This window comes from Streptomyces viridochromogenes DSM 40736 (assembly GCF_000158955.1).
GTDB lineage: Bacteria > Actinomycetota > Actinomycetes > Streptomycetales > Streptomycetaceae > Streptomyces > Streptomyces venetus.
In genome coordinates this window covers 1,252,180-1,272,297 of the sequence record NZ_GG657757.1, presented here as the reverse complement: position 1 = coordinate 1,272,297, position 20,118 = coordinate 1,252,180, and the positions used below count along the sequence as shown (strand labels likewise).

Below are 20,118 nucleotides of genomic sequence, written 5' to 3'. Positions count from 1 at the left end.
CTATTTTCCCACGGTATGGGGTGTGCGCCCTCGTCCTCACTCCAGGAGATCGGACAGCGACTCCCCGGCGAAGGCCGCGGGCGCCGGTGGGGCGAAGCCCGTGAGCGGCTGCTCGGCCCAGATGATCTTTCCGTCCGGGACGAAGCGCGTGCCCCACCGCTGGGCCAGCTGGGAGACCAGCAGCAGTCCGCGCCCGCCCTCGTCGGTGGCGCGGGGGTGACGCAGATGGGGCGCGGTGGCGCCGCCGTCGAAGACCTCGCAGACCAGGGCACGCTCCCGGATCAGCCGGAGCCGGATGGGCCCGGTGGCGTACCGGATGGCGTTGGTGATCAGCTCGCTCACCACCAGCTCCGTGGTGAAGGACAGCTCCTCCAGGCCCCAGCCGGACAGCCGCCGGGTGGCCGCGCGGCGGGCGTCGGCGACCACGGCCGGGTCGGGCGGCAGCTCCCAGACCGCGACCTGCCCGGAGTCGAGGCGCCGGGTACGGGCCATGAGCAGGGCCACGTCGTCGTGCGGTCGCGCCGGGACCAGGGCGTCGACCACGGTCCGGCAGTGGTCGTCGAGCGGGCCGCCCTGTTCCAGCGCCCGGCGCAGCCGTTCCCGGCCGGCGTCGACGGCCCAGGTCTCGCCGCGGGCCAGCAACCCGTCGGTGTGCAGGGCCAGCGTGCTGCCCTGTGCCAGGGACAGCTCCACCGCCTCGAAGGGCGGGCCGCCCACCCCGAGCGGTGGCCCCTGCGGAAGATCGACGAACGTCACCGAGCCGTCCGGCAGCACCACCGCCGGCGCGGGATGGCCCGCGGCCGCCATCGAACACCCGCCGTCGACCGGGTCGTACACCACGTACAGGCATCCCGACCCCATGGACTGTGCGCCCGCGTTGCCCGACGCACCCGGCTCCACACCCGCCTCCCGCGCCGAGTGCCCCACCAGGTCGTCGAGGTGCGCCAGCACCTCCTCGGGCGGCAGATCCAGGGCGGCCAGGGTCCGTACGGCGGTCCGCAGCTGCCCCATGGCCGCGGCGGCGTCGATGCCGTGCCCGGGCACCTCGCCCACGACGAGCGCCACGCGCGCGCCGGAGAGCGGGATGAGGTCGTACCAGTCGCCGCCCAGGCCGGTCAGCTCGTCGGCCGGCCGGTAGCACGCGGCCACCTCGACCGCGTCCTGCTCGGGCAGCCGGAGGGGCAGCAGACTGCGCTGCAGGACGAGCGCCGCGTCCCGCTCACGCGCGTAGCGCCGGGCGTTGTCCACGCAGACGGCGGCACGGGAGACCACGTCCTCGGCCAGCCGCAGATCCTCCTCGTCGAAGGGCTCCAGGCGGCGGCGCCGGAAGAACGTGGTGACGCCCAGGGTGGTGCCGCGCGCCCGGACCGGCACGATCATCACACTGTGCAGGCCCAGCTCCAGGAACGTGGTGCGCGGGTCGCCCGGGGCGTTCCTGGCCCAGGTCCGGGTCCGCGGGTCGAGCCGTTCCTCGCGCCAGGACCGGCCCGTGGCCAGGCAGCGGATCGGGGGCGAGTCGGCCAGGTAGGTCGCGACCTCGCCGACCCCGACGACGGCCTCCGGGAGGTCGCCCTCCGCGGCCCGGTGCCCCGCGCGGCGCAGCGCCACCGGTTCCGAGTCCGCGAGCGGCCCGGGCGCCGGCTCGGCGCCCCCCAGCACCGTCTCCAGCAGGTCCACGGTGACGAAGTCGGCCAGTCCGGGCACGGCCACGTCGGCCAGTTCCTGCGCGGTGCGCATGAGGTCGAGGCTGCGGCCGATGTTCTCGCCGGCCCGGTCCAGGAGCGCCAGCCGCTGCCGGGCCCGGTGCAGCTCGGTCACGTCGACGACCGTGTAGGACACGCCGATGGGCCGGCCCCGGTCGTCGTCGAGGCGCATGAACGACAGCATGTGCGCCGTCTCGCGCAGCGGAGCCGACCGCACCTGGCCCACGTGCTCGTAGCCGGAGACGGCCTCCCCGGTCGCCAGCACGTGCCGCATCTGCGCCTCGACCGCTTGGGCGTCCAGGCCGGGCTGGACGTCCGCGAAGCGCAGACCGAGGCGCCGGGGTGCCGGTCCGCCGCCGAACTGCTCCAGGGCGGTGTTCGACCACACGAACCGCAGGTCCGTGTCGACGATCGCGATGCCGACCGGGGCGTTGCCCAGCATCCGTTCCAGCACCGCGCGGCTCATGTGCGAGCCGGGTGCCCCGGCCAGTTCCGACAGGAGCGCCATCCAGCGAGAGCCGCCGTGCGCGTCCTCGGCGGAGGCGATCCGCGCCACGACCCGCACCGCCGCGCCGTCCTTGCGGCGGACCGTCAGCACCCCGGTCCAGCCGCCGTCCCCGCGACACCGCTCGACCAGGTCCGGCACGCGCTCCGCGTCCTCGGCGGTCAGCAGTTCGGCGAGCTTCCTGCCGACCGCCTCGGGAGCCGTGTATCCCAGCAGTCGCCGCGCGGCCGTGCTCCAGCCCGTCACCACGCCCTGCGGATCGAGCAACAGGGGCGCGGCGTCGGCCACGTCGAACCGCCGCCGGGCACCGCCGTACTCCTCGTCTCCGCCCACGGCCGACCTCTCTGTCGCTGAGAGTGGTCTACCACCTCTTGTCTCAATCTTCACCCTTCCTGCGGAAGGGGGCGGCTTGTGCGGGTCCTGCGGGGGCGGCCCTCGCCGTCGGTCCTCCTTATCCGGGGAGCCCGAGGACCTTCTCCAGCGATTCCAGTGCCCCCACCAGCTCGTCATCGGTGACGGTGAGCGGCGGGGCCAGGCGGATGGTCGAACCGTGGGTGTCCTTGACCAGGACCCCCTCCCGCATGAGCCGTTCGCTGATCTCGCGGCCCGTGCCGATCGCCGGGTCGATGTCGACGCCCGCCCACAGGCCCCGCGCGCGGAAGCCCACGACGCCCTTGCCGACCAGGCGGGCCAGTCCCTCCCGCAGGGTCACGCCCCGTTCGGCCGCGCGCCGCTGGAACTCACCCGTCTCCAGCAGTTCGACGACCGCTGTGCCGACCGCGGCCGCCAGCGGATTGCCGCCGAACGTCGACCCGTGCTCGCCCGGGTGCAGCACCCCGAGCACCTCCCGGCGCCCGACCACCGCGGACACCGGTACGATCCCGCCACCCAGCGCCTTGCCCAGCAGCACCACGTCCGGCGCGACCGACTCGTGCTCGACCGCCAGGGTGCGCCCCGTGCGGCCCAGTCCGGACTGGATCTCGTCGGCGATGAACAGGCACCCCTCGCGGCGGGTCAGCTCGCGCACCCCGGCCAGGTAGCCGTCGTCCGGGATGATCACCCCCGCCTCGCCCTGGACCGGCTCGATCAGCACCGCCGCGGTCGTCTCGTCGACCGCGGCCTCCAGCGCCGCCAGATCGTTGTACGGCACGACCCGGAAGCCCGGGGTGAAGGGGCCGAACCCGCGCCGGGCCGTCTCGTCCGTGGAGAAACTGACGATCGTCGTCGTGCGGCCGTGGAAGTTGTCCGCGGCCACCACGATCGTCGCCCGGTCGGCCGGGACGCCCTTGACGTCGTAGGCCCACTTGCGGGCCACCTTCACCCCGCTCTCCACCGCCTCCGCGCCGGTGTTCATGGGCAGCACCATGTCCGTCCCGGTCAGCGCCGCGAGCCGCTCGGCGAACTCGGCGAGCCGGTCGTTGTGGAAGGCGCGCGAGGTCAGGGTCAGCCGGTCGAGCTGACGGTGGGCCGCCTCGATCAGCGCCGGATGCCGGTGGCCGAAGTTGAGGGCCGAGTAGCCGGCCAGCATGTCGAGGTAGCGCCGCCCCTCCACGTCCTCCACCCTTGTTTTCTTTCGGCACGGGCGACGACCACGGGCAGCGGGTGGTAGTTGTGCGCGAGGACCGGCTCCTCCGCGCGGATGAGCTCCTCGGAGCCACGGGTGCGGACAGGTGCGGTCATGAGCGGATCTCCCGGATCTCCTGGGTGCAGCACTTGATGCCGCCACCCGCCTTGTGGAACTCGGACAGGTCGACGGGGACGGGGACGTAGCCACGGTCGGCGAGTTGCCCGGCCAGGCCCGTCGCCCCCGGCGAGATGAACACATGGCGCCCGTCGGAGACGGAGTTGAGCCCGAACGCCATCGCGTCCTCGCGGGTGGCGAGCACCGCGTCCGGGTACAGCCGGGCCAGCACCTCGCGGCTGCCCGGCGAGAACGCCTCGGGGTAGTAGGCGATGTTCTCGTCGTCGAGGACGAACAGCGCCGTGTCCAGGTGGTAGAAGTACGGGTCCACCAGCGTCAGAGCGATCACCGGCGCCCCGAAGTACTCCTGCGCCTCGCTGTGGGCCTCCCGGGTGGTGCGGAAGCCCGTCCCGGCCAGGATCCAGCGGCCGGCCGGCACCAGGTCGCCCTCGCCCTCGCACACCGACTCGGGGTGGTAGACCTCGTAGCCCTCCGCCTTGAACCACGCCTCGTACGGCACGGACTCGGGACGGCGTTCGGGCGCGTGGAAGAGAGAGCCGAAGACGCGGCCGTCGACGACGACCGCCGCGTTCGCGGCGAAGACCATGTCCGGCAGGCCGGGAACGGGGTTCACAGTGTCCACGGTATGGCCGTGGGTCCGGTAGGTCTCGACCAGCGCCTGCCACTGGTCCAGGGCGCGGATGACGTCGACGGGTTCGTCGGGTCGCATCCAGGGATTGATCGCGTACTGGACGGCGAAGTGTCTGGGCTCGCAGACGAGGAAGCGCCGCGGGCGCGGCACACAGGAGTCGGGCACAGAGGGGTTCCTCCGCTTCCTAACGGTGTGTGACTGAGGGTTGACACCAAGGTAGGAACTGACGGAGGCGACCGACAAGAAACATCAGTTGCGCGTCAGCGCAGGAACGCTGCGTCTTCGGGCCTCTCGGCGCAGGTCTGGTGCGCCGCTCCTGGGGCCCTACTCCGGAGCGGGCTGGCTGGCGCCCGCCTCCGGGCTCTCCGGGAGGAGATGCGACAGCACCATCACGCTGATCGTCTTCCGGATGAACGGCTCCTGGCGGATCCGCTCCAGCACCTCCTCGAAGTGCTCCACGTCCCGCGCCCGCACGTGCAGCAGCGCGTCCGCACCGCCGGTCACGGTCATCGCCGCGGTGATCTCCGGGTAGTCGCGCACGACCTCGGCCAGCCGCCGCGGCGGGGCCGCGCCCTCGCAGTACACCTCGACATAGGCCTCCGTGCGCCAGCCCAGCGCCGACGGCTTCACCGTGGCCGTGAACCCGGTGATCACGCCCGTCTCCCGCAGCCGGTCGACCCGGCGCTTGACGGCCGTGGAGGACAGCCCGATCGCCGTGCCGATCTCGGCGAACGACGTCCTGGCGTTCGCCATCAACGCGGTGATGATCTTCTGGTCGAGTTCGTCGAACGCCGTGGACCTGCTGTTCATGCGGGCACTGTATCCAGCGGGAACGTGCACCCCCGGCACATGTCCAGACGTGCGGATCGCCCCTAGACTCCGGGGTCATGCTGCGCGCCCTGGCTGTCGACGACGAACGCCCCTCGCTGGAGGAACTGCTCTACCTGCTGCACGCGGACCCCCGCATCGGCAGCGCCGAGGGCGCCGGTGACGCGACCGAGGCGCTGCGCCGCATCAACCGTGCCCTGGAGTCCGGCCCGGGCGGCCCCGAGGCGATCGACGTCGTCTTCCTCGACATCCAGATGCCCGGCCTCGACGGCCTCGACATGGCGCGGCTGCTCACCGGCTTCGCCCGGCCGCCGCTCGTCGTGTTCGTCACCGCCCACGAGGACTTCGCCGTCCAGGCCTTCGACCTCAAGGCCGTGGACTACGTCCTCAAACCCGTCCGCAAGGAGCGCCTCGCCGAGGCCGTACGGCGAGCCGCCGAGCTGCGCGGCTCACCGCCCCGCATACCCGTGAGCGAACCCGACCCCGACCAGATACCCGTCGAACTCGGCGGGGTGACCCGCTTCGTCGCCGTCGACGACATCACCCATGTCGAGGCCCAGGGCGACTACGCACGCCTGCACACCCACAAGGGCAGCCACCTGGTCCGCATCCCGCTGTCCACGCTGGAGGAGCGCTGGCGCTCCCGCGGCTTCGTCCGCATCCACCGCCGCCACCTCGTCGCCCTGCGTCACATCGGCGAACTCCGTCTCGACGCGGGCACCGCCAGCGTCCTCGTGGGCGCCGAGGAGCTCCAGGTCAGCCGGCGCCACACGCGCGAACTGCGCGACCTGCTCATGAGGAGGCCCTGACGGTGCCCCAGGACCACACCGAACGCCGCGTCGTCGTCACCGGCCCGCCCCGCCGCGCGCACCGGGCCTCCGGCTACTACCGTCCGCGCACCGAGATCGACGAACAGACCACCCTCGGCCACACCTACGTCCGCTCCCTGATGCGCACCCAACTGCGCGCCGCCCTCACCGTGTTCGCGATCCTCGGCCTGCTCGTCGGCCCGCTGCCGCTGCTGTTCGCGGCGATGCCCGACGCCCGCCGCCTGGAGTGGGCCGTCCTCGGCTTCGGTCTCTACGCCCCGCTGGTCCTGCTCGCCCGCTGGTACGTCCGCCGCGCCGAGCGCAACGAGCGCGACTTCGTACGCCTCGTCGAAGACCGCTGACCGGCGGCCGGCCCACCCACGACCCATGAACTCCAGCTACGCCGTCCCCGCCGTCGCCCTGGTCGTCGTCGCGACCGTCCTGGTCGGCGCCTTCGGGCTGCGCATCTCCCGCACCACCTCGGACTTCTACGTCGCCTCCCGCACCGTCGGTCCCCGCCTCAACGCGGCCGCCATCAGCGGCGAGTACCTCTCCGCCGCCTCCTTCCTGGGCATAGCGGGCCTGGGCCTGGTGCAGGGCCCCGACATGCTCTGGTACCCGGTCGGGTACACCGCCGGCTACCTGGTCCTGCTGCTCTTCGTCGCCGCCCCGCTGCGCCGCTCCGGCGCCTACACGCTGCCCGACTTCGCCGAGGCCCGCCTCGACTCCCAGGCCGTACGGCGGCTCGCCGGGGCCTTCGTCGTCGGCGTCGGCTGGCTGTACCTGCTGCCCCAGCTCCAGGGCGCCGGACTGACCCTGACCGTGCTGACCGGGGCGCCCGACTGGCTCGGCGGGGTGATCGTCGCCGTGGTCGTCACCGCCACGGTCGCGGCCGGCGGTATGCGCAGTATCACCTTCGTCCAGGCCTTCCAGTACTGGCTGAAGCTCACCGCCCTGCTCGTCCCCGCCCTCTTCCTGGTCCTCGCCTGGCAGAGCGACGGAGCACCCCGCCACGCCTTCGACGAACCGGCGAGCTTCCGCGAGCAGCGCGTCGTCCGCGTCGGCGACAGCATCGACCTGAAGCTGGACCGGCCGCTGACCGTCACGGTGAGCGGCACCGTGGACGGCCGTACGCACGCCGGCACCCGCCTCGAACTCCCGGCCGGCACCCACCACGTCGAGCGCGGCACCCGGCTCACCTTCGCCGCGGGAGCGACCGTCCCCAAGGCCGAGCGCAGCGGCGGCGGCGACCTGTCGCCCACCCAGGCCGAGAGCCGCGAGGAACGCCCGCTGTACGCCACGTACGGACTGATCCTCGCCACGTTCCTCGGCACCATGGGCCTGCCGCACGTCGTGGTCCGCTTCTACACCAGCCCGCACGGCGTCGCCGCCCGCCGCACCACCGTCGCGGTCCTGGGTCTGGTCGGCGCCTTCTACCTGCTGCCACCCGTCTACGGCGCACTCGGCCGCCTCTACGCCCCCGAGCTCACCCTCACCGGTGACACGGACGCCGCCGTCCTGCTCCTGCCCGACCGCCTGATCGGGGGAGTGGGCGGCGATCTGCTGGGCGCGCTGGTGGCGGGCGGCGCCTTCGCCGCGTTCCTGTCCACCGCCTCGGGGCTGACCATGGCGGTCGCGGGCGTCCTCACCCAGGACGTCCTGCCGTCCCGGGGCGTACGGCACTTCCGGCTCGGGACCGTCTTCGCCATGGCCATGCCTCTCGCGGCGAGCGTCCTGGTCGGCGGGCTCCCGGTCGCCGACGCCGTGGGACTCGCCTTCGCGGTGTCCGCCTCCTCGTTCTGCCCACTGCTCGTCCTCGGCATCTGGTGGCGCCGGCTGACCCCGCCCGGCGCGGCGGCGGGGATGCTGGTCGGCGGCGGCTCGGCCCTGCTCGCCGTCGCCGCGACCATGGCCGGCTACCCGGGCGAGGGCGCCGCCCTGCACGCCCTGCTCGCCTGGCCGGCGCTCTGGTCGGTGCCCCTGGGCTTCCTCACCATGGTCCTGGTGTCCCTGGCCACTCCCGGCCGGGTGCCGCCGGACACGGCGGCGGTCCTGGCCCGGTTCCACCTGCCCGAGGAACTGCGCACGGAGGTGACGGCATGAGCGGATTCCTGGCGGGCCTGTGCGTCGCCGTGCTCCCGGTGCTGGCCGCGGGGGTCTGGCTGGGCCGGCGCACGGCCCGTCCCAAGAGCCTCGGCGGCCTCGGCACGCCCGTCGAGCACGCCACCTTCGAGACCCTGCACACCGCCTCCCTCGCCGCGCCCCCGCTGCGGGCCGGGCTGACCGAGGAGACCGCCCGCAAGTCCGCCCGCAAGCTGCGCTCCCTGCTCGGCACGGACGCCCTCTGCCTCACCGACCGCGAGCAGGTCCTGGTCTGGGACGGCGACGGCGACCACCACCGCACCGAGATCATGGAACGCCTCGCCGGCGCCCTGGACACCGGCCGCGGCGAGGCCTTCCGCCTCACCTGCGAGATCCTCGACTGCTCGGTGCGCTGGGCGGTCGTCGCCCCGCTCACCGTCGACGAGCGGGTGCACGGCGCCCTGGTGGCGTGCGCGCCCCGTGAGTCGGCCGTGCTCGTCCGGGCGGCCGGCGAGGTGGCCCGCTGGGTGTCCGTACAGCTGGAGCTGGCCGACCTCGACCAGTCCCGCACCCGTCTCATCGAGGCCGAGATCAGGGCGCTGCGGGCGCAGATCTCCCCTCATTTCATCTTCAACTCGCTCGCGGTGATCGCCTCGTTCGTCCGCACCGACCCCGAGCGCGCCCGCGAACTGCTCCTCGAGTTCGCCGACTTCACCCGCTACTCGTTCCGCCGGCACGGCGACTTCACCACCCTCGCCGACGAGCTCCACGCCATCGACCACTACCTGGCGCTGGTGCGGGCCCGCTTCGGCGACCGCCTCTCCGTTACCCTCCAGATCGCCCCGGAGGTGCTGCCGGCCGCCCTGCCCTTCCTCTGCCTCCAGCCGCTCGTCGAGAACGCCGTCAAACACGGACTCGAGGGCAAGGCCGTGTCCTCGGGCAAGTGCCACATCCAGATCACCGCCCAGGACGCGGGTGCCGAGGCCCTCGTCGTCATCGAGGACGACGGCGCCGGCATGGACCCCGGCCTGCTGCGCCGTATCCTCGCCCGCGAGGTCAGCCCCTCGGGCGGCATCGGCCTCTCCAACGTCGACGACCGGCTCCGCCAGGTCTACGGCGACGACTACGGCCTCGTGATCGAGACCGCCACGGGCGCCGGGATGAAGATCACTGTACGGATCCCGAAGTACCAGCCGGGCGTGCACTCGGCGGGCCGGCTGACCCGGGAGTGAGCCGTCAGGTGCTGCGCGAGGTGACCACCATCCCGAGGGTGATCAGGCCCAGGACGACCCAGCCGAACCACAGCCAGCCGTTGCTCCCGAGCGCCACCGTGTAGGCCGTCACCATGACGAGGCCGCCGACGGTGAGTACCCCCATGGTCTTGGTCGAGTTCGAACCGTTCGTGGAACCGGGCATCGCAACACCCTCCTCATGGTCCGGTCCCTCCATGGTGCCTGCCGGAAGTCCGGCGCGCACGGGCCGTGCCACAAGAGGTTTCTAGCGCCCCTGTCCGTTCAGGGAGGCCAGATAGGCGTTGTACGCCTCGAGCTCCTTGTCCCCGTCGCGGTCCGCGGCCCGGTCCTTGCGCCTGGCCTGCCGCTGATCCGAGGCGTACCACTGGAACAGCAGCGCGACCAGCACGAGCACGGAGGGGATCTCGCTGAACGCCCAGGCGATACCGCCCGCCGCGTTCTGGTCGGAGAGCGCCTCGATGCCGAGCGAGGCGGGCGGGTTCTTGAACGTCTCGACCATCGGCTCGGACGCCATCATCAGCGCGATCCCGAAGAACGCGTGGAACGGCATGCCCGCGAACAGCTCCAGCATCCGCATCAGGTAGCCCGGCCGGTTCGGCCCCGGGTCCACGCCCATGATCGGCCAGAAGAACACCAGGCCCACGGCGAGGAAGTGCACCATCATCGCGACGTGCCCCGCCTTGGAGCCCATCAGGGTGTCGAAGAGCGGAGTGAAGTACAGCCCGTACAGGCTCGCGATGAACAGCGGGATCGTGAACGCCGGGTGCGTGACGATCCGCATGTACCGGCTGTGCAGGAACATCAGCAGCAGCTCGCGGGGCCCCTTACGACCCCGCCCGGCTGTCGGCAGCGCCCGCAGCGCCAGCGTGATCGGCGCGCCGAGCAGGATCAGGATCGGCGACACCATGCTGATCACCATGTGCTGCACCATGTGCACGCTGAACATGACCATGCCGTAGTCGTTCAGCTGGGTGCACATCATGAGCATGATGCTCAGCACACCGATGACGTAGGCGACGGTCCGCCCCACCGGCCACTTGTCCCCGCGCCGCACCAGCCGCACGACACCCCACCCGTACAGCGCCAGCCCGACGAGACAGGCGACGAGGAAGAACGGGTCCGCCGACCACTCCAGCCCTCGTCCCAGCGTGAACGGCGGCAGATCCATGGTCATGCCGTGCCCGCTGTGATCCATTCCGCCGGCTCCTGTTTCGTGGGGGTGTGCAGCAGTCTGTCCGCCCACAAGAGTAGAACCGCCCCCGGTCGCGGCTACGACCGGGGGCGGCTCATCGCCCTTCAGGGGCGCGGGGCTGTGTTCGATCTGCGGCTCCGCCGCGTGGGCGCGATCAGCCACACACGACCCGCACCCGGCGAACGAGCATCACCTCAGAGAACGGTCTCCGCCTCGTCGTACCGTTCCTCCGGCACCGTCTTCAGCGTCTTGACGGCCTCGGCCAGGGACACCATCACGATGTCGGTCCCCCGCAGCGCCGTCATCTGCCCGAACTCCCCGCGATGCACGGCTTCCACCGCATGCCACCCGAACCGCGTGGCGAGCACCCGGTCATAGGCGGTAGGCGTACCACCTCGCTGCACATGCCCGAGAATGACGGGCCGGGCTTCCTTCCCCAGCCGCCCCTCCAGCTCCACGGACAGCTGCCGGGCGATCCCGGCGAACCGCTCGTGCCCGTAGATGTCCTTGCCGCCCTCGTCGAACTCCATGGTCCCGGCCCGGGGCTTGGCCCCCTCCGCCGCGACCACGATCGCGAAGCGCTTGCCCGCCTCGAACCGCTCGCCGACCCGCTTGGTCAGTTCCTCTATGTCGAAAGGGCCGTTCCGGAACGACGATGGCGTGCGCACCGGCCGCCATGCCGGAGTGCAGCGCGATCCAGCCGGTGTGCCGGCCCATGACCTCGACCACGAGCACCCGCTGGTGCGACTCGGCCGTGGTCTTCAGGCGGTCCAGGGCCTCGGTCGCCACTCCGACGGCCGTGTCGAAGCCGAAGGTGACGTCCGTGACCGCGATGTCGTTGTCGATGGTCTTCGGCACACCCACGACGGGCAGACCGCTGTCGGACATCAGCCGGGCCGCCTTGAGCGTGCCCTCGCCGCCGATGGGGATGATCGCGTCGAGGCCGAGTTCCTCGACATGGCCCTTGGCCCGCTCCACGCCGTCCCGCAGATGGGAGGGCTGGACCCGGGAGGACCCGAGAATCGTGCCGCCGCGGGCGAGGATGCCACCCACCGCGTCGAGGTCGAGCTTGAGGTAGTCGCACTCCAGGAGGCCCTTCCAGCCGTCCCGGAAGCCGATGACCTCGTCGCCGTGGTCGACGACGGCGCGGTGCACGACGGACCGGATGACGGCGTTCAGGCCGGGGCAGTCGCCGCCGGACGTGAGGACACCAATGCGCATCGCCCGAAATACCTTCTCAACGTGGGCCGGGGACCGGACCACGTTGTCCGGCTCGAATCCCCGCCACCCTAGCGGCATCGGGGGGCTGGACCGAACCTCGCGTCCGCCTGCTGGACGACCCCGCTCACCTGTGCGGATGTGCCGTCAGACGGGCTGTTGACCAGCAGGTTGACGCGAACCCCGGGCCGGCTGCGGACCAGCGCCTAGGCAGGCTGCTGAGCAGCGGCGATGCGCTCGTCGCGCAGGGCCTCGTACCAGCGGTCGTCGGTCGGCGGCAGCGCGTTGACGTCGAGGGCCAGCTTCAGCAGCAGGTCCGCGATCAGCGGGTTGCGCGCGAGCACGGGGCCGTGCATGTACGTGCCGAAGACGGTGTCGTTGTACGCGCCCTCCGTGCCGTCGCCCGTGCCGTTGCCGTTGCCGAACTGCACCCGGGCGAGCGGGCGGGCGGTGGGGCCGAGGTGGGTGACGCCCTGGTGGTTCTCGAAGCCGGTCAGCGGGGGCAGCCCGAGACGCGGATCGATGTCGCCCAGTACGTCACCGACGCACCGCGCGCCCTCGCCCCGCACGGAGACGACGTCCAGCAGCCCGAGACCGGGCTCGCGCTGGCCGAGGTCGTTGATGAACTCGTGGCCGAGGATCTGGTAGCCGGCGCACACGGAGAACACGATGGCGCCGTTCTCCACGGCCCGCTGCAGTCCGCCGTCCCGGCGCAGCCGCTCGGCGGCGAGCCGCTGCGGGCGGTCCTCGCCGCCGCCGATCAGATAGATGTCGCCGGAGGTCGGGATCGGCTGGTCGCTGCGTACGTCGAGCCGGGCCACGTCCAGGCCGCGCTGCTGGGCCCGGCGCTCGACGACGAGGACGTTGCCCTGGTCGCCGTAGGTGCTGAGCAGGTCGGGATAGATCCAGACGACCCGCAGTTGGTTGTCGCTCACAAAAGTCCCCTGACGTCTCGTGCTCAGTTGCCGACGCGGCGGCGCAGGTCCTGGAACGCCGTGTAGTTGGCGATGACCTCGATCCGGCCCGGCGGGCAGGCCTGTACGGCCTGGTCGAGGTTCTCGTAGACCTGGAAATGCTGGTTCGCGACCTCCAGGCGCACCGCCAGGTCCAGCCTCCGGTCGCCGATCACGCAGATCGGGTGGCCCGTCAGGCGCGAGTAGTCGACGTCCCACAGCCAGGAGGTGTCGGTGCCGTCGGCCGAGCGCGCGTTCACCGACAGGATGACCGGCGTGGGCGGCGGATCGATCAGGGAGAACGTCTCCAGCCAGCCGGCCGGGTTCTTCGCGAGCAGCAGCCGGAGGTCACGGCCCTGGAACTGGACCACGTCGTACCGTCCGGCCACCGCCTGCACCTGGTACATGCGCTCCAGCGCGACCTGCGGCGGCACGCCGAACACGGCGGCGACGGCGGCCGAGGAGGCGGCGTTGGCCTTGTTGGCGCGGCCGGGCAGCTGCAGGTGGATCGGCCAGGCCGAGCCGTGCGGGTCGAGGACGTGGTCGCCGGAGAGCGCCCAGCTCGGCGTCGGACGGCGGAAGCCGCACTCACCGCAGAACCAGTCGTCGCCCGGGCGCTGCATCACACCGCCGCACGACGGGCAGGACCAGGCGTCGTCCTTCCACATCTGCCCGGCGGCGACCCAGATCACATTGGGGGAGGAGGACGCCGCCCAGACCACCAGCGGGTCGTCGCAGTTGGCGACGACCACGGCCTTGGAGCCCGCGAGTCCCTCCCGCCAGTTCTCGGCGAGCATGCGCGTCTCGGCGGCCCGGTCGAGCTGGTCGCGGGAGAGGTTGAGCAGCGCGATGCACTTCGGGGCGGTGTCCCGGGCGACGCCCGCGAGGTACTTCTCGTCGACCTCGATCACGCCGTACCGCGCGTCCGAGCTGCCCGCGAGCGCCGAGGTGATGCCGGCCGGCATGTTGGCGCCGAGCGCGTTGGAGACGACCGGTCCGGCCGCTCGCAGTGCCTCGGCGATGAGCCGGGTGGTGGTGGTCTTGCCGTTCGTCGCCGAGACCAGGATCACGTCCAGGTTCTGCGCGAGCCGGGCGAGGAGGTCGGGGTCGAGCTTGAGCGCCACCCGGCCGCCGATCACCGAACCGCTGCCGCGCCCTGCGGCGCGGGATGCCGCTGCGACCGCCTTGCCCGCGGTCACGGCCAGCTTGGCCCGCGGCGAGAGCGGGTCCGAGTTGCCTGCCATCAGTTCTCGATCCTCCTTGCGTACGCGCCGCGCTTTGAAGCCTGACGGCCACGTGGTGTGGACCTCAGCCTATCGAGATCCATTAGCACTCCCGAACCGCGGCACTGTGGCGAACTCGTGTGGGAGGCGCGGACCGACAGGACCTTACTCTTGCCGCCATGCGACAGAGCCCCATCCCCGGCGCTCACGGCAACGTGAGACCCCTCACCCTGCACGGCGACCCCGTGCTCCACACGCCCTGCGCGGAGGTCACCGACTTCGGCCCCGAACTGGCCCGGCTCGTCGAGGACTTGTTCGCGACCATGTACGCCGCCCAGGGCGTCGGCCTCGCCGCCAACCAGATCGGCGAGCCGCTGCGGGTCTTCGTCTTCGACTGCCCCGACGACGAGGACGTCCGCCACCTGGGGCACGTGGTCAACCCGCGCCTGGTCGAGACGGACGGAGTGGTGATCCGCGGCCCGGAGGGCTGCCTGTCCCTGCCGGGCCTGGAGGCGGGAACGGAGCGTTACGACCACGCGGTGGTCGAGGGCTTCACGATGACGGGAGAGCCCGTCACGCTGCACGGCACGGGCTTCTTCGCCCGCTGCCTCCAGCACGAGTACGACCACCTGGAGGGCCGCATCTACGCGGACCACCTGAGCGGCTGGCGCCACCGCAAACTGATGCGCCAGGTGGCCCGGGCTTCCTGGTGCCGGGCTGAGTAACTCAGGGGCGCGGGGCTGCGTTCAATATGCGGCTCCGCCGCGTGGGCGCGACCAGCCCCCACCGGCCCGCACACGACACACGACAGTCAGAACCCCGGACCCCCGACCCGGTCCCCCGCGGCAGCCAGCCGCCCCCACAACAGATCAGCCAGACTCCGCACCAACTCGGCACGAGAACAAGGCCGTTCTCCGAGCCACCAGTCCCCGGCCGCATGCATCATGCCGACAATCCCATGCCCCCACACCCGCGCCAGCTGCTGCCCACCCGGCCCGAGATCCAGCCGCTCCTCGATGACCTGAGCCAGCTCCTCGCCCATCCGCCGCAGCAACGGCGCACTGTGCTTGCCGACATCGAACCCCTGGTCCCCCGGCTGGCTCCCCTCCGCCGGGTGCATCAGAAACCGGTACACCTGGGGCCGCGCCTCGATCGCCGCGAGGTACGTGTCCAACGTCGCCTCGACCCGCTCCCGACGATCGGCCGGGGCGTCCAGCGCCGCCCGCAGTGAGTCCAGCAGCGCGTCGGTGTGCCGCTTGGCAAGGGCGGCGTAAAGTCCGCCCTTGTCGCCGAAGTGCCGGTAGAGGATCGGCTTCGTGATACCCGCCTCGGCGGCGATGGCGTTCATCGAGGCATGCGGGCCGTCGCGCAGCACCACTCGGTCGGCGGCCTCCAGCAGCTCACGCCGTCGGCGGTCGGCGGACCGTTGCTGATCGGTCCGCTGCGTGGTGTCCATGTGCTCTCCCCACCCGTGCTGATTCGATGACGCCTGCGCAAACTAACACTGAAGCGTGTCCTGGACACCGAAAGGGTGCCGACCGGTCGGTAGGAGTTGACGCGGACTACCCGCCGGTAACAGACTGGTGTTACCGCAAGTAACAGGCACCTCGTGCCGCCGCTGGAGGGGACCGACATGGCCGAGTTCACCATGGAGCTCAACGACGAACAGAAGGAGGTCCGGGACTGGCTGCACGGCTTCGCGGCCGATGTGATCCGCCCCGCGGCCGCCGAATGGGACGAGCGTGAGGAGACTCCCTGGCCGGTCATCCAGGAGGCCGCCAAGGTCGGCATCTACTCCTTGGACTTCTACGCCCAGCAGTACTTCGACCCCACCGGCCTCGGCATACCGATGGCGATGGAGGAGCTGTTCTGGGGCGACGCGGGCATCGCCCTGTCCATCGTCGGCACCGGCCTCGCCGCCGTCGGCGTCCTCGCCAACGGCACCGAGGAGCAGGTCGGCACCTGGATCCCCCAGATGTACGGCGACGCGAACGACGTCAAGGTCGCGGCCTTCTGCTCCTCCGAGCCCGACGCCGGCTCCGACGTCGCCTCCATGCGCACCCGGGCCGTGTACGACGAGGCCAAGGACGAGTGGGTCCTCAACGGCACCAAGACCTGGGCGACCAACGGCGGCATCGCCAACGTCCACGTCGTGGTCGCGGTGGTCGACCCGGAGCTCGGCTCCAAGGGCCACGCCTCCTTCATCGTCCCGCCGGGCACGCCCGGGCTGGCCCAGGGGCAGAAGTTCAAGAAGCACGGGATCCGCGCCTCGCACACCGCCGAGGTCATCCTGGACAACGTGCGGGTTCCCGGCTCCTGCCTGCTCGGCGGCAAGGAGAAGCTGGACGAGCGGCTGGCCCGGGCGCGGGAGCGGGCGAAGCAGAGCGGGGAGCGCGTGAAGAACGCGGCCATGGCCACGTTCGAGGCGAGCCGCCCCGCGGTCGGGGCCATGGCGGTGGGCACCGCCCGGGCCGCGTACGAGGTCGCCCTCGACTACGCGAAGACCCGCGAGCAGTTCGGCCGGCCGATCATCGACAACCAGGGCGTCGCCTTCCAGCTCGCGGACATGCGGACGTCCATCGACGCGGCGCGGCTGCTGGTGTGGCGGGCGTCGTGGATGGCGGTCAACGGGAAGCCGTTCACGGCCGCCGAGGGGTCGATGTCCAAGCTGTTCGCGAGCGAGACGGCGAAGAAGGTCACCGCTCAGGCGATCCAGATCCTGGGCGGGAACGGGTACACGCGGGAGTATCCGGTGGAGCGTATGCACCGTGATGCGGCGATCTACACGATCTTCGAGGGGACGAGCGAGATCCAGCGGCTGGTGATCGCGCGCACGCTGGCGGGCGTGCCGATCCGTTAGACCGGGCCCTGGCTCACCACGTCACGGGAAGGGTCTCGGGCACGCGGCTCAGCGGGCCCTTCCCGAGGGGCACCTCTCCGGCGGGTACGGCGAGCCGCAGGCCCGGTACTCCGTCGAGGAGCGCGTCGACCAGAAGCTCGGCCTCCAGCCTCGCCGGCGTGCCGCCCAGGCGATCCGCCGTCCCCGGGCGGCGCAGCAGTGCGTGGACGGCGCGGGGGCGGATCTCCGGTTCGGCACGCAGCCGTTCGGCGAGTTCCGGGTGGGTCAGCAGGACGTGGAACAACCGGCCGCTGGTGCCCATGACCGTCTCGCCGCCGGTCTGGAGCGGCACCGCGAGGCCCACCGCCTCCGCCGGCGTCATCCCGCCCCGGCCCACGGCGGCGGCGAGCAGGGACGTGACGTCCTCGCCCGTGCCGTCCCGGCGCAGGCCGATCAGCTCGGAGAAGCAGGCGCCCATGTCCCTCTTCGCCCTCTCGCCGCTCTCGGTGCCGTGCGGGGCGGACAGGATCAGCCGGGTCGGGACCGCTCGCGCTCCCGCTCCACCCCGCGCGCCGCGACGAGCCTGCCCCGGGGGACCGGGGGCGGCGTCCGGGTGATCGTCCCTTCGCTCATCCCACCTCGTCTCGTCCCCGCCGTGCCTGCGGCCCAAGGTGCTTCCACGGTCACCCGATGGGACGCCGGGGTCGCGTCGGGCTGCTCCGTACCGGGGACGCTGCGCCAGGCTGGGCGAAGACCCGCACCCGCACCGAGGGAGGACGCGATGACGCGCACGGCCCGGGACCTGCTGAAGACTACCACTGCCCGGCTCGCCCCGGATCCCTGCTCCAACCCCGTGGTCCCCCGGATCGCCCGTGGCGAGGCACCCCGCTCCCGTGCTCGCCGCCCTCGCGCTGGAACAGGCCGCGGTCATCCCCCGCGGACCGCCGCGCGTTCTAGCACCTTGGCCGAGCGCTCTCTTGTGACCGATCCCGAGGCCGCTGCCTTCTTCGGATGCTCGTCGGAGGGCGAGGCGCTGGCGCAGGAACCAGCTGGGAGGCCTTCGTGACGGCGTGCGGTGTGGACGCCGAGGGCGCGGCGTCGTACGCACCGCGCCCGGGCTGTCAGGCCTACCCCTCGTACGTCGCCTGGCTGGCCCTGAACGGCTCGCCCGCCGATGCCGTCCTGGCCCTGACGGCCAACTTCTCGGCGTGGGGAGGCTATTGCGCGACGATCGCCACGGCGTTGCGCCGGCACTACGGCTTCGACGACACGGCCTGTGCCTTCTTCGACTTCTTCGCGGAGCCCTCGCCCGAACTGGACGAGACGGCGACGGCGGCGGTGCGGGCGGGTCTGGACGCCGGGCGACTCACCGAGTCACTGGCACACGAGTACGGCCGCCTGCTGCAACACTACGAGGCGATGTTCTGGTCCACGCTGGTGGAGCCGACCCCCTAGGGGCGCGGGGAACCGCGCGAGCGGCCACAGCCGAACCCGCAGCCGCACGACTCACGACGCACCCCCACTGCTGTGCGCGATACAAGCCACGTCGATACGGTCGGCCAGCTTCGCGAGCTCGATCGTCAACGCCGCCACCGTGTCCTCGTCGAGCCCCGACTCCCCGGACTCCACCAGCCGCACCCACCGGCCCCCGACCGTCCGCAACAGCTTGCTCACATCGGCAGCAGCCACCTGCAAGGCCCCGCGGTCGTCGACGATCAACGGCAGAGTCACTTCGCGGTTCACAGACGGGATCGTAGCCCCGCAACACTCACGCACCATGCCAAACAGTCGTGATGTTGCAGAACTCGCGGATTCCGTGCCCGGACAGCTCACGCCCGTACCCGGACCGCTTCACCCCGCCGAACGGGAACGCCGGATGGGACGCCGTCATGCCGTTCACGTACACCCCGCCCGCCTCCAGATCGCGGACGAACCGGTCCACCTCGGCCTCGTCGCGGGTCCACACGTTCGAACTCAGCCCGAACGGCGAGTCGTTCGCGATCAGCACGGCCTCGTCCAGGTCGGCCGCCCGGTACAGCGTGGCGACCGGCCCGAACGCCTCCTCCCGGTGGATGCGCATCTCCCGGGTGATGCCCGCGAGGATCGTCGGCCGGAAGTACCAGCCGGGCCCGTCCGGCCGTTCGCCACCGCACAGCACCGCCGCACCGCCGCGCACCGCGTCGTCGACCAGTTCCTCCAGATCGCGCAGTCCCTGTTCGCTGGAGAGCGGCCCGATCTCGGTGTCGTCGGCCAAGGGGTCGCCGACCTTCAGCGCCTCCATGCCCGCGGTGAAACGCTCGGCGAACGCGTCGTAGACGTCCGTGTGCACGATGAAGCGCTTGGCTGCGATGCACGACTGCCCGTTGTTCTGCACGCGCGCGGTCACCGCGACCTTGGCGGCCCGGTCGATGTCGGCGGAGGGCATGACCACGAACGGGTCGCTACCGCCCAGCTCCAGCACCGTCTTCTTGATCATCTCGCCGGCGGTGGAGGCGACCGCGCGGCCCGCCGGTTCGCTGCCGGTGAGGGTGGCCGCCTTGACGCGCTCGTCGCGCAGGATCTCGTCGACCGCGCCGGAGCCGATCAGCAGCGTCTGGAAACAGCCCTCGGTGAAGCCGGCCCGGTGGAACAGGTCCTCCAGGTAGAGGGCGGTCTGCGGGACGTTGGAGGCGTGCTTGAGCAGGCCCACGTTGCCCGCCATCAGCGCGGGCGCGGCGAAGCGGACCACCTGCCAGAGCGGGAAGTTCCACGGCATCACCGCCAGCACCGGCCCCAGCGGCCGGTAGCGGACCCGTACGCGGGACGCGCCGGAGTCCTTCACGTCGGTGTCGGAGGGTTCCTCCTCGGCGAGCAGTTCCTCGGCGTGGTCGGCGTACCAGCGCATCGCCTTGGCGCACTTCGCCGCCTCGGCGCGTGCCTGCTGGACCGGCTTGCCCATCTCCGTGGTCATCACGCGGGCGATGTCCTGCTGGTCCTCGTCGAGGAGGTCGGCGGCCCTGTTCAGCAGCCGGGCGCGCTCCTCGAACGTCGTCGTCCGGTACGTCCGGAAGGTGGCCTCCGCGAGCTGGAGCCGACGCTCGATCTCCTCCTCGCCCATGGCCTCGTACGTCTTGAGCGTCTCGCCGTTCGCCGGGTTCACCGTTGCGATGGGCATGGCTGACCTCCCTCGGAGCGGGCTGT

Annotated in this window: 17 protein-coding genes and 3 pseudogenes; 7 read left to right on the top strand and 13 right to left on the bottom strand. The window is 71.8% G+C overall.

The features are described 5' to 3' along the window. Window positions 1-36: 36 nt before the first annotated feature. From SSQG_RS05365 to SSQG_RS05350, 4 genes and pseudogenes are all read right to left on the bottom strand, one after another. Window positions 37-2,541 carry a SpoIIE family protein phosphatase gene (locus SSQG_RS05365; protein ID WP_003988698.1) on the bottom strand — a complete coding sequence of 835 codons (2,505 nt, stop codon included), beginning with the start codon at window positions 2,539-2,541 and terminating at the stop codon, window positions 37-39. Between the two features lie 118 nt (window positions 2,542-2,659). After that, a pseudogene (gene rocD / locus SSQG_RS05360) lies at window positions 2,660-3,888 on the bottom strand (ornithine--oxo-acid transaminase). Next, window positions 3,885-4,706 (bottom strand): dimethylargininase, encoded by an 822-nt coding sequence (gene ddaH / locus SSQG_RS05355; protein ID WP_039931994.1) that lies wholly within the window; start codon window positions 4,704-4,706, stop codon window positions 3,885-3,887. Before ddaH ends, rocD begins: the two are co-directional and overlap by 4 nt. 159 nt (window positions 4,707-4,865) lie before the next feature. Then, window positions 4,866-5,351, bottom strand: coding sequence for an Lrp/AsnC family transcriptional regulator (locus tag SSQG_RS05350; RefSeq protein WP_003988695.1), 486 nt, complete (start codon window positions 5,349-5,351; stop codon window positions 4,866-4,868). 77 nt (window positions 5,352-5,428) lie between these two features. On the opposite strand from SSQG_RS05350, the gene SSQG_RS05345 reads away from it, so the two are divergent. Genes SSQG_RS05345 through SSQG_RS05330 form a run of 4 tightly spaced genes read left to right on the top strand, consistent with a single transcriptional unit; the run spans window position 5,429 to window position 9,492 of the window. Continuing rightward, entirely contained in the window at window positions 5,429-6,178 is a 750-nt protein-coding gene (locus SSQG_RS05345) for a LytR/AlgR family response regulator transcription factor (RefSeq protein ID WP_003988694.1), read from the top strand. A gap of 2 nt (window positions 6,179-6,180) precedes the next feature. Next, entirely contained in the window at window positions 6,181-6,540 is a 360-nt protein-coding gene (locus tag SSQG_RS05340; protein WP_039931992.1) for a hypothetical protein, read from the top strand. Between the two features lie 25 nt (window positions 6,541-6,565). Further along, window positions 6,566-8,281 (top strand): cation acetate symporter, encoded by a 1,716-nt coding sequence (locus SSQG_RS05335; RefSeq protein ID WP_003988692.1) that lies wholly within the window; start codon window positions 6,566-6,568, stop codon window positions 8,279-8,281. Then, window positions 8,278-9,492, top strand: coding sequence for a sensor histidine kinase (locus SSQG_RS05330; protein WP_003988691.1), 1,215 nt, complete (start codon window positions 8,278-8,280; stop codon window positions 9,490-9,492). Before SSQG_RS05335 ends, SSQG_RS05330 begins: the two co-directional genes overlap by 4 nt. Before the next feature lie 4 nt (window positions 9,493-9,496). On the opposite strand, the gene SSQG_RS05325 is transcribed toward SSQG_RS05330, so the two are convergent. From SSQG_RS05325 to SSQG_RS05305, 5 genes and pseudogenes are all read right to left on the bottom strand, one after another. After that, a complete protein-coding gene (locus SSQG_RS05325; protein WP_039931991.1) occupies window positions 9,497-9,676 on the bottom strand; it encodes a membrane protein in 180 nt (59 codons plus the stop codon). An 81-nt stretch (window positions 9,677-9,757) separates the two neighbouring features. Continuing rightward, the gene (locus SSQG_RS05320; RefSeq protein ID WP_003988689.1) at window positions 9,758-10,708 is read right to left on the bottom strand and encodes a cytochrome c oxidase assembly protein; all 951 of its coding nucleotides are present in this window, start codon (window positions 10,706-10,708) and stop codon (window positions 9,758-9,760) included. Window positions 10,709-10,899: 191 nt separating this feature from the next. Beyond that, window positions 10,900-11,926 (bottom strand): annotated as a pseudogene (locus SSQG_RS05315) (6-phosphofructokinase). 203 nt (window positions 11,927-12,129) lie between these two features. After that, window positions 12,130-12,858: a type 1 glutamine amidotransferase gene (locus tag SSQG_RS05310; RefSeq protein WP_003988687.1), complete on the bottom strand. Its 729-nt coding sequence runs from the start codon at window positions 12,856-12,858 to the stop codon at window positions 12,130-12,132. Between the two features lie 23 nt (window positions 12,859-12,881). Continuing rightward, window positions 12,882-14,120: a MurT ligase domain-containing protein gene (locus tag SSQG_RS05305; RefSeq protein ID WP_003988686.1), complete on the bottom strand. Its 1,239-nt coding sequence runs from the start codon at window positions 14,118-14,120 to the stop codon at window positions 12,882-12,884. A gap of 158 nt (window positions 14,121-14,278) precedes the next feature. Here SSQG_RS05305 and def point away from each other — a divergent pair, with 158 nt between their 5' ends. After that, the gene (def, locus tag SSQG_RS05300) at window positions 14,279-14,824 is read left to right on the top strand and encodes a peptide deformylase (protein WP_039931989.1); all 546 of its coding nucleotides are present in this window, start codon (window positions 14,279-14,281) and stop codon (window positions 14,822-14,824) included. Between the two features lie 86 nt (window positions 14,825-14,910). On the opposite strand, the gene SSQG_RS05295 is transcribed toward def, so the two are convergent. Beyond that, window positions 14,911-15,555 (bottom strand): TetR family transcriptional regulator, encoded by a 645-nt coding sequence (locus tag SSQG_RS05295; protein WP_003988684.1) that lies wholly within the window; start codon window positions 15,553-15,555, stop codon window positions 14,911-14,913. Window positions 15,556-15,732: 177 nt separating this feature from the next. On the opposite strand from SSQG_RS05295, the gene SSQG_RS05290 reads away from it, so the two are divergent. Beyond that, window positions 15,733-16,959 (top strand): acyl-CoA dehydrogenase family protein, encoded by a 1,227-nt coding sequence (locus tag SSQG_RS05290; protein WP_003988683.1) that lies wholly within the window; start codon window positions 15,733-15,735, stop codon window positions 16,957-16,959. Window positions 16,960-16,972: 13 nt separating this feature from the next. On the opposite strand, the pseudogene SSQG_RS05285 reads toward SSQG_RS05290, so the two are convergent. Further along, a pseudogene (locus SSQG_RS05285) lies at window positions 16,973-17,476 on the bottom strand (cytochrome P450); the annotation flags it as partial. Window positions 17,477-18,000: 524 nt separating this feature from the next. On the opposite strand from SSQG_RS05285, the gene SSQG_RS43640 reads away from it, so the two are divergent. Continuing rightward, window positions 18,001-18,393, top strand: a complete 393-nt coding sequence (locus SSQG_RS43640) for a hypothetical protein (protein WP_338117244.1) — start codon at window positions 18,001-18,003, stop codon at window positions 18,391-18,393. A 51-nt stretch (window positions 18,394-18,444) separates the two neighbouring features. On the opposite strand, the gene SSQG_RS05275 is transcribed toward SSQG_RS43640, so the two are convergent. Both SSQG_RS05275 and SSQG_RS05270 read right to left on the bottom strand, forming a co-directional pair. Further along, window positions 18,445-18,681, bottom strand: coding sequence for a DUF6213 family protein (locus SSQG_RS05275; protein ID WP_003988680.1), 237 nt, complete (start codon window positions 18,679-18,681; stop codon window positions 18,445-18,447). Between the two features lie 25 nt (window positions 18,682-18,706). Continuing rightward, window positions 18,707-20,092: an NADP-dependent succinic semialdehyde dehydrogenase gene (locus SSQG_RS05270; RefSeq protein ID WP_003988679.1), complete on the bottom strand. Its 1,386-nt coding sequence runs from the start codon at window positions 20,090-20,092 to the stop codon at window positions 18,707-18,709. Between the last annotated feature and the right edge of the window lie 26 nt (window positions 20,093-20,118).

What these genes read in the sequence shown, in the direction of transcription:
- SSQG_RS05350 (WP_003988695.1), bottom strand. Translation starts at nt 5,351, where the DNA reads ATGAACAGCAGGTCCACGGCGTTCGACGAACTCGACCAGAAGATCATC.
- SSQG_RS05345 (WP_003988694.1), top strand. Translation starts at nt 5,429, where the DNA reads ATGCTGCGCGCCCTGGCTGTCGACGACGAACGCCCCTCGCTGGAGGAA.
- SSQG_RS05335 (WP_003988692.1), top strand. Translation starts at nt 6,566, where the DNA reads ATGAACTCCAGCTACGCCGTCCCCGCCGTCGCCCTGGTCGTCGTCGCG.
- SSQG_RS05330 (WP_003988691.1), top strand. Translation starts at nt 8,278, where the DNA reads ATGAGCGGATTCCTGGCGGGCCTGTGCGTCGCCGTGCTCCCGGTGCTG.
- SSQG_RS05325 (WP_039931991.1), bottom strand. Translation starts at nt 9,676, where the DNA reads ATGCCCGGTTCCACGAACGGTTCGAACTCGACCAAGACCATGGGGGTA.
- SSQG_RS05320 (WP_003988689.1), bottom strand. Translation starts at nt 10,708, where the DNA reads ATGGATCACAGCGGGCACGGCATGACCATGGATCTGCCGCCGTTCACG.
- SSQG_RS05305 (WP_003988686.1), bottom strand. Translation starts at nt 14,120, where the DNA reads ATGGCAGGCAACTCGGACCCGCTCTCGCCGCGGGCCAAGCTGGCCGTG.
- def (WP_039931989.1), top strand. Translation starts at nt 14,279, where the DNA reads ATGCGACAGAGCCCCATCCCCGGCGCTCACGGCAACGTGAGACCCCTC.
- SSQG_RS05295 (WP_003988684.1), bottom strand. Translation starts at nt 15,555, where the DNA reads ATGGACACCACGCAGCGGACCGATCAGCAACGGTCCGCCGACCGCCGA.
- SSQG_RS05290 (WP_003988683.1), top strand. Translation starts at nt 15,733, where the DNA reads ATGGCCGAGTTCACCATGGAGCTCAACGACGAACAGAAGGAGGTCCGG.
- SSQG_RS05270 (WP_003988679.1), bottom strand. Translation starts at nt 20,092, where the DNA reads ATGCCCATCGCAACGGTGAACCCGGCGAACGGCGAGACGCTCAAGACG.